Here is a 12,822-nt window from a genome sequence, read left to right as displayed (position 1 = left end):
TCACCCTTTCGAAAGCGCCTGTACGACGCGGGATGGGCTGGGCCGGCCGAGCAGCTCCGCCAGCCAGACGCTGGTGGACACGAGCTTGCCCAGGTCGAGCCCTGTCTCGATGCCGAGTCCCTGCAACATCCACACGAGGTCTTCGGTGGCGAGGTTGCCGGTGGCGGACCCGGCGTAGGGGCAGCCGCCGATGCCTCCGGTCGAGGCGTCGACGGTGGTCACGCCGGCTTCGAGCGCGGCGAGGGTGTTGCTGAGCGCCTGCCCGTACGTGTCGTGGAAGTGCACGGCGAGCCGCTCGGGCGTGCGGAAGGCGTTGATCAGGGCGGTGACGTGGCCGGGCGTGCCGACGCCGATGGTGTCGCCGAGCGACAGCTCGTGGCAGCCGAGCCCGAGCAGCCGCTCCCCGACCGCGACCACCTGCTTGACCGGCGTCGGCCCTTCCCAGGGGTCGCCGAAGCACATCGACACGTAGGCGCGCACCTTCAACCCGTTGTCGAGTGCCCGGGCCACGACCGGCTCGAACATGTCGAACTGGCTCTCCAGGCTGCGGTTGAGGTTTTTCGCGGCGAACGTCTCGGTGGCGCTGGCGAAGACGGCGATCTCGCCGACCTGGAGTTCGAGCGCCCGGTCGAGGCCGCGCAGGTTGGGGACCAGCACGGGATAGCGCACTCCCGGCTTCCTGTGCAGCCTGGAGAGCAGTTCCCCGGCGTCGGCCAGCTGCGGCACCCAGTCCGGGTGCACGAAACTGGTCGCCTCGATCACCTTGTGCCCCGCGTCGGCGAGACGGTGGATGAACTCGGCCTTGACCTCGACGGGCACGACGGCGGACTCGTTCTGCAGCCCGTCGCGGGGACCGACCTCGTAGATCGTGACCTGGTGCGGAAGACCTTCCATCGGGTACGGCATCACGCCTCCCTGTCCATGGCCTCACTCTGTTCGGCGTGCTCGCTCGCCCCTGATGCCGTCGCCTTCCCCCGCTCTGGTCGCTGCGCTCCCGCCACTCCTCCAGACGACGGCGCTCCCTCACGGTCCATGGCCTCACTCCGTTCGGCGTGCTCGCTCGCCCCTGATGCCGTCGCCTTCCCCCGCTCTGGTCGCTGCGCTCCCGCCACTCCTCCAGACGACGGCGCTCCCTCACGGTCCATGGCCTCACTCCGTTCGGCGCGTTCGCTCGCCCCTGATGCCGCCGCTCCATCACTGACCTCGGGTTCGCGGCGGACCACGGCGAGGACGGCGTCCATGTCGACCGGCTGGCCCGCCTGCACGGCCAGCTCGGACACGGTGCCGTCGTGCGGGGCGGTGACCGTGTGCTCCATCTTCATGGCCTCCACGATGAGCAGCGGCTGGCCCTCGCTGACCCGCTCGCCGGGCTGGGCCTTGACCACCAGCACGGTGCCGGGCATGGGGCTGCGCACCGCGCCGTCGCCGGCCGCCGTGGCGCCCGGACGGTCTCCCGGGTCGCCGATGAGGTGCCGGGTGAGCGCCCATGAGGCGCCGTCCCTGCCGAGCCAGAGCGTGTCGGCGTCGCGCGCGCAGAGATAACGCTCGGTACGGCCGCCGACGGTGACGTGCAGCCGCGCGCCGCCGGAAAGCCCGGGGAGGGCGCCGGCCGGCGTCTCGTCGATCCGGATGCGCGCCGGCACCGCGTCACCGTCGATCCGGACTTCGGCCGATTCGCGAGGCAGCCCGCGGACCTGGACCGCGTGCACACCGTCCCGCGACTCCAGCCGCCAGGTCGTCCACGCCGGTTCGCCGGCCCGCCACCCGTCCGTGATGTCCCACGGGTCGTCGCCCTGGGGCATGGCGTGGAAGACGAGCCCGGCCGCGGCGAGCACCTCGTCGGGCACCCGCGTGGCGGGGACGAGGTCGGGGAGCACGCGCTCGACCAGGCCGGTGTCCAGTTCGCCGGCCGTGACGGCCGGGTGGGCGGCGAGCGCGCGCAGGAACGGGATGTTGGTGACCACGCCGAGCACGGCCGTCCTGGCGAGCGCCCGGTCGAGCACGGCCAGCGCCGTCGCCCGGTCGGGGGCCCAGGCGATGACCTTGGACAACATCGGGTCGAACGCGGTGCCCACGGCCGCTCCTTCGACCAGCCCCGAGTCGACCCGCACGACCGCCCCGCCGCGTGGCGACGCCGTCGCGGTCTCGCCGGGAGCCGGGTCGCCGGGTTCGCGGAGCGCCAGGACGCGGCCGCCGCTGGGCAGGAAGCCGCGGGCCGGGTCCTCGGCGTAGACGCGCGCCTCGACGGCGTGGCCGGTGAGCCGTACGTCGTCCTGTCCGAACGGCAGGAGCTCGCCCGCCGCCACCCGCAGCTGCAGCTCGACCAGGTCCAGCCCGGTGACCAGCTCGGTCACCGGGTGCTCGACCTGGAGACGGGTGTTCATCTCCATGAAGTGGTAGGCCCCGGTGGTGCCGTCCACGATGAACTCGACCGTGCCCGCCCCGACGTAGCCGACCGCGCGCGCGGCTTCCGCCGCGGCCGCTCCCATGCGGGCGCGCGTCTCCGGGCCGACGAAGGGCGAGGGCGCCTCTTCGATGATCTTCTGGTGCCTGCGCTGGAGGCTGCACTCGCGCTCGCCCAGGTGCACAACGTTTCCGTGCGTGTCGGCCATGATCTGGATCTCGATGTGCCGCGGGTTCTCGACGTAGCGCTCGATCAGCAGCGTGCCGTCGCCGAAGGCCGCCAGTGCCGTACGCCGGGCCGACGCGATCGCCTCAGGCAGCTCGGCCGCCGACCGTACGAGGACCATGCCCTTGCCGCCGCCGCCCGCGGACGGCTTGATCAGGGCGGGGAAGTCGTTCCAGTCCTCCAGGGAGGAGGGCTCGGCCCGGCCGGGCACCACGGGCACGCCCGCGGCCGCCACCGTGGCCTTGGCCCGGATCTTGTCGCCCATCGCGTCGACGGCGTCGGCGGGCGGGCCGACGAACACGAGCCCGGCCTCGGCGCAGCGCCGCGCGAACGCGGCGTTCTCCGCGAGAAACCCATAACCGGGATGTACGGCTTGCGCCCCCGAATCGCGAGCCGCTGCGACGATGGCCTCAATATCCAGATATGTCGGCACCTCAAGGGCGATGTCTGCTTCGAGGGTGTGCTTGGCCCCCGCGTCGGACGGCGCGTACACGGCGACCGACGTGATGCCGAGCCCGCGCAGCGTGCGGGCGATCCGCACGGCGATCTCGCCCCTGTTGGCGATCAGCACGCTCGTGAAGCCCCCTTGCGGGCGGTTAGCCCTCCGCATGCCCTCCGGCGGCTCGGTGTTTCGCACGCCTTCTCCGCGCGGGGAACTCGCCTGCCGCCCGGTGCTTCGCACGGTTTCCTTCACCTCGCTCACATCCTGAAGACGCCGTAACCGGCGGGCTCGAGCGGCGCGTTGGCCGCCGCGGACAGCGCCAGGCCCAGGACCGTGCGCGTGTCGACCGGGTCGATCACGCCGTCGTCCCAGAGCCTGGCCGTGGAGTAGTACGGGTTGCCCTGGTGCTCGTACTGGGCCCTGATCGCGTCGGGGTCGGCGTCGCCCACGGTGGTGAGCACGTTCGCGGCCTGCTCGCCGCCCATGACCGAGATGCGGGCGTTCGGCCACATCCACAGGAACCTGGGTGAGTACGCCCGTCCGGCCATGGCGTAGTTGCCCGCCCCGAACGACCCGCCGATCACCACGGTGAACTTGGGCACCCGCGCGCACGAGACGGCCGTGACCATCTTGGCCCCGTGCTTGGCGATGCCGCCCGCTTCGTACGCCTTGCCGACCATGAAGCCGCTGATGTTCTGGAGGAAGACCAGGGGGATGCGCCGCTGGTCGCACAGCTCGATGAAGTGGGCGCCCTTCATGGCGGACTCGCCGAACAGGATGCCGTTGTTGGCCACGATGCCCACCGGATGCCCGTGGAGGTGGGCGAACCCCGTGACGAGTGTCGAGCCGTACTCGGCCTTGAACTCCAGGAAACGCGACCCGTCGACGATCCTGGCGATCACCTCGCGCACGTCGTAGGGCTGGCGGGTGTCGGCGGGAACGATGCCGTACAGGTCGCGCGGGTCGTACCGGGGTGGCTCCGGTTTGATCGTCGTCCACGGCCGCTCGGCGCGCGGCGCCAGCGTGGAGACGATGTCGCGGACGATGGCCAGCGCGTGCGCGTCGTCCTCGGCGAGGTGGTCGGTGACGCCGCTGACGCGGGCGTGCAGGTCGCCGCCGCCGAGCTCCTCGGCCGTGACCTCCTCACCGGTGGCCGCCTTCACCAGGGGCGGGCCGCCCAGGAAGATCGTGCCCTGGCCGCGGACGATGACCGCCTCGTCGCTCATCGCGGGCACGTAGGCGCCGCCGGCCGTGCACGAGCCGAGCACGGCGGCGATCTGCGGGATGCCACGGGCGGACATCGTGGCCTGGTTGTAGAAGATGCGCCCGAAATGCTCGCGGTCGGGGAACACCTCGTCCTGCCTGGGCAGGAACGCCCCGCCGGAGTCGACGAGGTAGACGCAGGGCAGGCGGTTGTGCAGCGCCACCTCCTGCGCGCGCAGGTGCTTCTTGACGGTGACCGGGTAGTAGGTGCCGCCCTTGACGGTGGCGTCGTTGGCGACGATCACGCACTCGCGCCCGGAGACCCTGCCGACGCCGGTGATGATGCCCGCCGCGGGGGCCTGGTCGTCGTAGAGACCGCCCGCGGCCAGGGGCGACAGCTCCAGGAAACGGGAGCCGGGGTCGAGCAGGCCGTCGACGCGGTCGCGCGGCAGCAGCTTGCCTCGCTCGACGTGGCGCCGCCGCGACCGCTCGGGGCCGCCGAGCGCCGCCGCCGCGAGCCGTTCGAGCAACTCGGCGGCGAGCCGCTCGTTGTGCTCGGCATGTCGTTTGTACGCCTCCGCGCCGGGCTCGGCCGCCGACTTCAGCACCGGCCACTCGTTCATGAGTCCCCTCCCATGGCTCGGATGTTAGTCATCATTAACGTAATCGTCTAGCATGTGAGACGTGAGCACCGTCTCTCCACCTACCCGCAATCGCGGCAACCGGCGCGCGGAGATCCTGGAGGCGGCGGCCCGGCTGTTCGCCGCCCGCGGCTTCCACGGGGTCTCGATCGAGGACATCGGGGGCGCGGTCGGCATCTCGGGGCCCGCGCTCTACCGGCACTTCAGCGGCAAGGACGCGCTGCTGTCGGAGATGCTGCTCGACGTCAGCTCGCGGCTGCGCGAGTCGGCCGTCGCGGTCGCCACCTCCTCCCCCGGCCCTGCGGAGACGCTGGACGCGCTGCTCAACGTGCAGATCACGTTCGCGATCGAACAGCCGGCCCTGATCACCGTGCACGACAGGGAGCTGGGCAACGTGCCCGAGCCGGCGCGCCGGCAGATCAGGCGGCTGCAGCGCCTGTACGTCGAGGAGTGGGTGACCGTGCTGGCCGAGCTGCACCCCGCCTGCCCGGCCGCGCGCCTGCGCGCCGCGACGCATGCCGTCTTCGGGCTGCTCAACTCGACGCCGCACAGCGCCGGCGAGCTGCCCGCGCAGGACATGCGGCCGCTGCTGCACGCGATGGCGAGGTCCGCGATCGAGGCCTCCGTTAACGCTCGCTAACTTGCTCCGGCCTTCCGGACATACCCTTGCTCATGCCAACTATCTAGATATATCGTCACGATATCTCGATAGGTTGGAGGCAGTATGCGCGAGAACGACTTCTGGGATGCGCCGCCGCCCGTGCCCCCACCAGGGACACCCGGGCCCGGCGCCTTCCCACCCGGTCCACCGCCACCGCCACCGCCACCGCCCGGCGCGGGGCCGGGGTGGGAGACGCCCCCGCCGAGGGTCCGCAGGGGTGACGTCAGGGCGGCCCTGCTCGCCCTCCTCCATGAAGGGCCGCAGAACGGCTACCAGCTGATCCAGGACATCGAGGAGCGCAGCCGCGGCGTGTGGCGGCCCAGCCCCGGATCGGTCTACCCGGCGCTCCAGCAGCTCGAGGACGAGGGGCTGGTGGTGGCGGACGAAGCGGGCGGGAGCCGTACGTACCGGGTGACCGGGCAGGGGCGCGCGCAGGCGGCCCGGCACGCCGGCGAGGCGCCGTGGGAGGAGGTCGCCCGCACCGTGCCGACCGGCCACCACGAGCTTCGCCTGCTCTGGGCCCAGCTCAGCGAGGCCTTCTCCCACCTGGCCAGGACGGGCAGCGACCGGCAGGTGGCGGAGGCCAAGAAGCTGATCAAGCAAACCCGCAGGTCCGTCTTCCAGATCCTCGCGGAGGGCTGAATGAACGAGAACGCGGCGGTGGCCGTGCAGGGGTTGCGCAAGTCGTACGGCAAGGTCGACGCCGTCAAAGGCGTGGACTTCGAGGTGCGCCCCGGCGAGGTGTTCGGCTTCCTCGGCCCCAACGGCGCCGGCAAGACCACCACCATCAACATGCTCTGCACCCTGGTGAACCCGACCGGCGGCAGCGCCGCAGTCGCGGGGCACGACGTGGTGAGGGAGCGTGACGAGGTGCGCAGGAACATCGGCCTGGTCTTCCAGGACCCCACGCTCGACGGCTACCTGAGCGCCGAGCAGAACCTGCGCTTCCACGCCGAACTGTACGGCGTGCCGAAGAGCCTGGTCGGCGACCGGATCCGGCAGGTGATGGAGATGGTCGCGCTGTGGGACCGCAAGGACGCCAAGGTGATGACGTTCTCCGGCGGCATGAAGCGGCGGCTGGAGATCGCCAGGGGCCTGCTGCACTCGCCACGGGTCCTGTTCCTGGACGAACCGACCGTCGGCCTCGACCCGCAGACCCGCGCGGCCATCTGGGGCTACATCAACCAGTTACGGCTCATGGAGGACATCACCATCTTCATGACCACGCACTACATGGACGAGGCCGAATACTGCGACAGGATCGCGATCATCGACCACGGCGAGATCGTCGTCATCGACTCGCCCGAGGCGCTCAAGGCCAGCGTCGGCGAGGACCGCGTGCAGATCCACACCGCCGACGACACCGCGGCGATCGAGGCGCTGCGGGAGCGGTTCGGACTGGAGGCGGCCGTGCGCGAGGGCGCGGTGACGTTCGCCGTGCCGTCGGGCGAGGAGTTCGTGCCCCGGCTGTTCGCCGAGCTCGGCATGCCGATCCGGTCGGTCAGCGTCTCCCGGCCGTCGCTCGACGACGTGTTCATGTCCTACACCGGCTCCACGATCCGCGACGCCGAGGCCGGCGGCGACACCATGGCGTGGATGCGTGCGATGGCGAGGCGGTAGTCATGGCGGCAGAGACCATCAGTGTCCGGGTGCCGGCCCGCAGCGCCGGCCACGATCTCCGGGCCATCAAGGTCGTGCTCCATCGGGAGATGCTGCGGTTCGCCAACGACCGCACCCGCATGTTGTCGATGCTCATGCAGCCCGTGTTGTGGTTGTTCATCATGGGCACGGGCCTGGGCTCGCTGGTGCAGGGTTCGATCCCCGGGATCGACTACCGCACGTTCATGTATCCCGGCATGATCTCCATGACCGTGATCATGACGGGCATGTTCTCCGCCGGGTCCATCGTGTGGGACCGCGAGTTCGGATTCCTCAGGGAGATGCTCGTCGCGCCCGTGTCGCGCGGCGCGATCGTGGTCGGCAAGTGCCTCGGCGGCGCCATCGTGGCCACCGGGCAGGGCGTCGTCATCCTCGCCATGGCGGGGCTGGTGGGCGTGCCCTACTCCCCCACGCTGTTGCTCACGCTGCTGGCGGAGATGTTCCTGGCGGCGTTCACGATCACGGCCTTCGGGGTGATGCTGGCCGCCCGGATGAAGAACATGCAGTCGTTCTTCGGGCTGATGCAGATGGCGATCATGCCGATGATGTTCCTGTCAGGGGCGATGTTCCCGCTGGCCAACCTGCCTTCGTGGCTGCACGTGCTGACCGTGGTCAACCCGATGACGTACGCGGTGGATCCGATGCGGCAGGCGGTCTTCTCCCATCTGGACGTGCCGGCCCAGGTGAACGCGGTGCTGAACCCGGGGGTGACGTGGTTCGGCCAGCAGGTGCCGGTGCTGCTGGAGCTGGGCGTCGTGGCCGCGCTCGGAGCGGCGCTGCTCGGCGTGGGCGTCGCCCAGTTCAGGCGGGCCGAGTAGGACTGATTTTCGTATCCGGCTGCGGTCGTCCACTCACGGAGGGTAGCTTTCCCGATGCGCGCGCGCTTTCCAGCCCCTCCCCCCGAAAGGAGCCCATGCAATGCTGGATCTTTCCGAGCAGGTTCGTGACCTGGAAACCCGGGTCACGGCGCTCGAGCACGGTACATTCAGCGGCATGCCCGGCACCAGCGTCGCCGAACGCTTCAGCTCGCTGCACGACCGTGTGGACGTCGTAGGACAGAACGTCCTCGACAGGCTCGAGAAGTTCCGCGAGGAGGCGAACACCCGCTTCACGAATGTGGACGACCGCCTCAACGACCTCGACGACCAGATTCAGAACGTCAGGACGGAAATGGCGGACAACTTCGCCATCGTGAACTCCAAGGCCGCGCGGATGGAGCTGCAGATCGACAAGATCTACCAGCGGCTCGACTCACACGAGGCCCGGTTCGACCGTCTCGAGGCGTTCATGGGCAAGCAGGCCCGTGAGATCGACGACCGGTTCAAGTCCGTGGACGAGCAGTTCAAGGCCATGGATGACCGGTTCACGGCCATGGACGAACGCTTCACGGCCATAGATGACCGCTTCACGGCCGTGGACAACCGGTTCAAGTCCGTGGACGAGCGGTTCGAGGCCGTGGACAGGCGATTCGACGCGGTCGACAGCGACATCGCGGACATCAAGTCCCTTCTTGTCCGCATCGACGCCAAGCTGCCCGGCCAGCAGCCCAACTAGGCCGATGGAGCGGCCCCGGGCGGTGTGCCCCGGGGCCGCTCCCCATCTCAGGCGGTCACCGTCGCACGCGGACGTAGTCCGAGCCGCTGGTGTCGCCGTGGGCGTCGTCGTCACCGCGGAAGACGAACCTCCAGTGACCCGACCGCCAGGCCGTGGCCTTGGTGTAGAGGCGGCCGCTGTCACCGGACCAGGTCGTCTTCACGTACTGCCACGAGCGCGAGCCCAGCGGCTTGAAGTACAGCGACACCCGGCCCTGGTACCCCTCCCAGGAGCCCTCGTCGTCGATCTGCAGCAGACCCCTGATCCTCAGGTGAGAGCCGCGCTTGACCGGCTCGGGGTAGGCGTTGACGTTGATCAGCCGTGTGTCCGCCTTCTCGGGCGGCGGCTTGACGGTCACCCAGTCCGGGCGGCTGACCGTGCCCTTGACGCCGCGGGCGCCGTCGTACTCGGCGCGCCACCAGCCCGAGCTCCGCGCGGTGGCGGAGGCGTAGAAGCGGCCGTGGCGGCTGGTCCTGTCGCTCGTGACGTACGTCCACCGGTCAGAGCCTGCGGCCCTGAAGAAGATCTCCACTCGCTGGCCCGGCACCCGAGCGCGGTCCTCGATCCGCAGGGAGCCGGAGAAGCCGAGCCTGTCGCCCTGCTCCACCGGCTCCGGACGGGCGTCGAAGCGGGTGATCCGGCTGCCGAGCCTGGAACGCCGGACGTCGACCCGGTCGGAGTCGCTGACGGACGCCTCGGCCGCGGACGTGGCCGCGAACTGGGCCCGCCACCAGCCGGTGGAGTCGGCGCGGACGCGGGCGCTGAACCAGCCGCCGCGGCCGGTCGTCACCTTGGCGACCTCGCGATAGGCGTCCGTGCCGCGCTCACGGAAGGTGATCGCGACGGACTGGCCGGAGTAGGCCTTGCCGCCGGCGAGGAGCCGTCCGGAGACCCGGATCCTGTCGCCCTTGTCGACCCGGCCGGGGCGGGCGCCGAAGTTGGCGATCTTGGTGTCGAGCGGTTTCTTGACGACCTCGAACGTCCCGCTGCGGGACGCGTCGCCGTCGCCGGTGGCGGAGGCTCTCCAGCCCCACTTGCCGACGTTGCCGGCGTCGAAGGATTTCGTGCCGGTCCACTTCGTCCAGTTCCCACGCTTGGCCGGCGTCAGGGTGACGGGCGTGTCGACGCTGACGTCGCCGGGCGCCTTGACCGTGAACGCGGCCTTCTCCGCGCCCTTGGTGTAGAAGCTGAACGTGGCCTTGACCGTGCCCTTGGAGACGTCGATCGGAGGGCCGGGGTCGATGCTCACCCTCGCGATGGCGGGGGTCTGAGCCGCCGTCGCGGCGGTGGACGCCGAGACGACCGTCCCCGCGGCCAGCACGGTGGCGAGGGCGGCTACACGGATGCGTTGCAACATGCGGGTTCCTTTCTGGACACCCATTGGTCCAACGCGGCATTGAGGGTGCCACGTCACCCCAGTAGACGTGCTCCCGTACGGGAAGGTTGGAATTCTGACAAACAGTCATAAACAGGAGTCAAAGGGACCGGCCCACAACATGTCACCGGTGTCCAGCAGACGGCGGCGCCGAACAAAGACATAATCGAGCTGTGGCGCGCGACACAGTTGAGACTCATTTCACCCAGGCCGTTGCGATGCTTGAGGCGGGCCCCGCCCGAGATCCCGGGCAACCGGTCCGCGACGGCGTCACCCTGACCGGCGAGCAGTGCCGCACCCTGTTCCACCGCCAGCTCGACAGCCGGCTGCTCGACGTCGCCGCCCGCTGGCTGCGCGCGCAGGACGAGGGCTACTACACGATCGGCTCCGCCGGTCACGAGGGCAACGCCGCCGTCGCCGCCGCCCTGCGGCCCGGCGACCCCGCGCTGCTCCACTACCGCTCCGGCGCCTTCTACCTCACCAGGTCGGAGCAGGCCGGGCGGCTGCCCGAGCAGGGCATCCGCGACGTGCTGATGGGCCTGACCGCCGCGGCCGACGAACCGATCGCGGGCGGCAGGCACAAGGTGTTCGGCCATCCCGACCTGGCCGTCATCCCGCAGACCTCGACGATCGCCAGCCACCTGCCCAGAGCCGTCGGCGTGGCGTTCGCGATCGAGCGGGCGCGGGCCCTCGGCGTCAGGTCCGCATGGCCGGAAGACGCGGTCGCCGTCTGCAGCTTCGGCGACGCCTCGATCAACCACGCCAGCGCCCTGTCCGGCTTCAACACCGCCTCCTACGCGACCTACCAGGGGCAGGCGCTGCCCCTGCTGTTCGTGTGCGAGGACAACGGCATCGGCATCAGCGTCCGCACCCCCAAGGGATGGGTGGAGACGGCCGCGCGGCGCCCGGGCATCGCCTACTTCGCCGCCGACGGTTGCGACCTGGCACAGGCCTACGACGTGGCCGTCCGCGCCGCCGAGCACGTACGCGAGCACCGCTCCCCCGCCTTCCTGCACCTGTCGACCGTGCGGCTCATGGGGCACGCCGGCTCCGACGTCGAGTCGGCCTACCGTGCGCAGCGCGAGATCAAGGCCGACCTCGCGCGCGACCCGCTGCTGCGGACGGCGGCGCTGCTCGTCGAGGCCGGGCTGGAGAGCCCTGAAGGGCTGCTCACCACGTACGAGTCCGCGCGCGAGCACGTGCTGCGGATGGCGAGGGAGACGACGCGCAGCCCGCGCCTCGGCTCGGCCCGCGAGGTCATGGAGCCGATCGCGCCGCGCGACCCCGAGCTCATCGCCAGGATCAGCCCGGTGGCGGCCACCGGCGAGGCCAGGGAGAAGGCGTTCGCCGGGTCGCTGCCGGAGAACGAGCAGCCGCTGACGCTCTGCCAGTCCATCAACCGCACGCTCGCCGACGCGCTGACCGTCTATCCGGAGATGACGGTGCTCGGCGAGGACGTCGCCAAGAAGGGTGGCGTCTACGGGGTGACCAGGGGGTTGCAGAAGCGGTTCGGGGCTGGGCGGGTGTTCGACACGCTGCTCGACGAGCAGGCCATCCTGGGTCTGGCGCTCGGCTCCGGCGTGTCGGGGCTGCTGCCGGTGCCCGAGATCCAATACCTCGCCTACCTGCACAACGCGCTCGACCAGATTCGCGGGGAGGCGGCCACGCTGTCGTTCTTCTCGCGCGGCAGCTACACCAACCCGATGGTGGTGCGGGTGGCCGGTTACGCCTATCAGAAGGGGTTCGGCGGCCACTTCCACAACGACAACGCGGTGGCCGCGCTGCGCGACATCCCAGGGCTGGTCATCGCCTCGCCGTCGCGCCCCGACGACGCCTCGGCCATGCTGCGCACCTGCCTGGCGGCGGCCCGCACGTCCGGGTCTGTCTGCGTCTACCTCGAGCCGATCGCCCTCTACCACACGCGTGACCTGTTCGAGGAGGGCGACGGAGGCTGGCTGGCACCTTACGCGCCGCCCGGTCGCTGGGCCGAGACGCACGTCCCCATCGGGCGTGCCCGCTCCTACGGCGACGGGCGCGACCTGACGATCGTGACGTTCGGCAACGGGGTGCGGATGAGCCTGCGCGCCGCGGTGCGGCTCACCCAGGAGGGCTACGGCTGCCGCGTGCTCGACCTGCGCTGGCTGGCGCCGCTGCCGATGGACGACCTGCTGCGGGCCGCGGAGCTGACCGGCACCGTGCTGATCGCCGACGAGACCCGCCGCTCGGGAGGCGTGTCGGAGGGCGTCGTGGCCGAGCTGCTCGACGCCGGGTTCACCGGGTCGATCGCCCGGGTCACCTCATCCGACAGCTTCATTCCGCTGGGCGGGGCGGCCGACCACGTGCTGCTGTCGGAGGAGGAGATCGAGCAGGCGGCGCGCAAGCTCCTCGGTTGAGCGCGCCACCGCGCCCCTGATGCACATGGGCTTCGACCAGGCCACGGTCGACGACTCCGAGATGCGCAGGGGCACGCCGACGACGAAGCAGCAGCCGGTGTCCGGGGCGAGGCCCGCGACCCGGATCGAGGTGGCTCCCTGGGCGAGCGCGGTGATGCGATGCTCGCCCTCCTTCACCGGGGAACGCCGCAGGACGACGGGATAGCGGCGGGCGCCGGCGGGCAAC

At 70.7% G+C, this 12,822-nt stretch carries 11 protein-coding genes; 7 read left to right on the top strand and 4 right to left on the bottom strand.

Translation table 11 applies throughout. The features are described from left to right. The 3 genes from ABGA98_RS12140 to ABGA98_RS12130 form a co-directional block, all read right to left on the bottom strand. Complete coding sequence (locus tag ABGA98_RS12140) at positions 1-906, bottom strand: hydroxymethylglutaryl-CoA lyase (protein ID WP_347618318.1); 906 nt, start codon at positions 904-906, stop codon at positions 1-3. Then, on the bottom strand, positions 906-3,239 hold the full coding sequence (locus ABGA98_RS12135) for a biotin carboxylase N-terminal domain-containing protein (RefSeq protein WP_347618350.1): 2,334 nt from the start codon (positions 3,237-3,239) through the stop codon (positions 906-908). Before ABGA98_RS12135 ends, ABGA98_RS12140 begins: the two co-directional genes overlap by 1 nt. Before the next feature lie 89 nt (positions 3,240-3,328). Next, complete coding sequence (locus ABGA98_RS12130) at positions 3,329-4,897, bottom strand: carboxyl transferase domain-containing protein (RefSeq protein WP_347618317.1); 1,569 nt, start codon at positions 4,895-4,897, stop codon at positions 3,329-3,331. A gap of 61 nt (positions 4,898-4,958) precedes the next feature. Between ABGA98_RS12130 and ABGA98_RS12125 the strand changes: the two genes are divergently transcribed. The 5 genes from ABGA98_RS12125 to ABGA98_RS12105 all read left to right on the top strand — a co-directional run bounded on the left by ABGA98_RS12125 (position 4,959) and on the right by ABGA98_RS12105 (position 8,789). Continuing rightward, positions 4,959-5,555, top strand: a complete 597-nt coding sequence (locus tag ABGA98_RS12125) for a TetR/AcrR family transcriptional regulator (protein WP_347618316.1) — start codon at positions 4,959-4,961, stop codon at positions 5,553-5,555. An 84-nt stretch (positions 5,556-5,639) separates the two neighbouring features. Further along, a complete protein-coding gene (locus ABGA98_RS12120) occupies positions 5,640-6,218 on the top strand; it encodes a PadR family transcriptional regulator (protein ID WP_347618315.1) in 579 nt (192 codons plus the stop codon). Next, on the top strand, positions 6,219-7,196 hold the full coding sequence (locus ABGA98_RS12115) for an ATP-binding cassette domain-containing protein (RefSeq protein ID WP_347618314.1): 978 nt from the start codon (positions 6,219-6,221) through the stop codon (positions 7,194-7,196). Positions 7,197-7,198: 2 nt separating this feature from the next. Beyond that, the gene (locus tag ABGA98_RS12110) at positions 7,199-8,053 is read left to right on the top strand and encodes an ABC transporter permease (protein ID WP_347618313.1); all 855 of its coding nucleotides are present in this window, start codon (positions 7,199-7,201) and stop codon (positions 8,051-8,053) included. A 100-nt stretch (positions 8,054-8,153) separates the two neighbouring features. Next, the gene (locus ABGA98_RS12105) at positions 8,154-8,789 is read left to right on the top strand and encodes a hypothetical protein (RefSeq protein ID WP_347618312.1); all 636 of its coding nucleotides are present in this window, start codon (positions 8,154-8,156) and stop codon (positions 8,787-8,789) included. A 55-nt stretch (positions 8,790-8,844) separates the two neighbouring features. Here ABGA98_RS12105 and ABGA98_RS12100 read toward each other — a convergent pair whose 3' ends face one another. After that, positions 8,845-10,185 (bottom strand): hypothetical protein, encoded by a 1,341-nt coding sequence (locus ABGA98_RS12100; RefSeq protein ID WP_347618311.1) that lies wholly within the window; start codon positions 10,183-10,185, stop codon positions 8,845-8,847. Between the two features lie 191 nt (positions 10,186-10,376). Between ABGA98_RS12100 and ABGA98_RS12095 the strand changes: the two genes are divergently transcribed. After that, positions 10,377-12,596 carry a thiamine pyrophosphate-dependent enzyme gene (locus ABGA98_RS12095; protein ID WP_347618310.1) on the top strand — a complete coding sequence of 740 codons (2,220 nt, stop codon included), beginning with the start codon at positions 10,377-10,379 and terminating at the stop codon, positions 12,594-12,596. Between the two features lie 25 nt (positions 12,597-12,621). Further along, positions 12,622-12,801 (top strand): hypothetical protein, encoded by a 180-nt coding sequence (locus tag ABGA98_RS12090; protein WP_347618309.1) that lies wholly within the window; start codon positions 12,622-12,624, stop codon positions 12,799-12,801. Positions 12,802-12,822 lie beyond the last annotated feature (21 nt).

This window comes from Nonomuraea sp. B1E8 (genome assembly GCF_039871515.1).
GTDB lineage: Bacteria > Actinomycetota > Actinomycetes > Streptosporangiales > Streptosporangiaceae > Nonomuraea.
The sequence above is the reverse complement of the archived record's forward strand: the minus strand, read 5'-3'. Positions and strand labels throughout refer to the sequence as shown.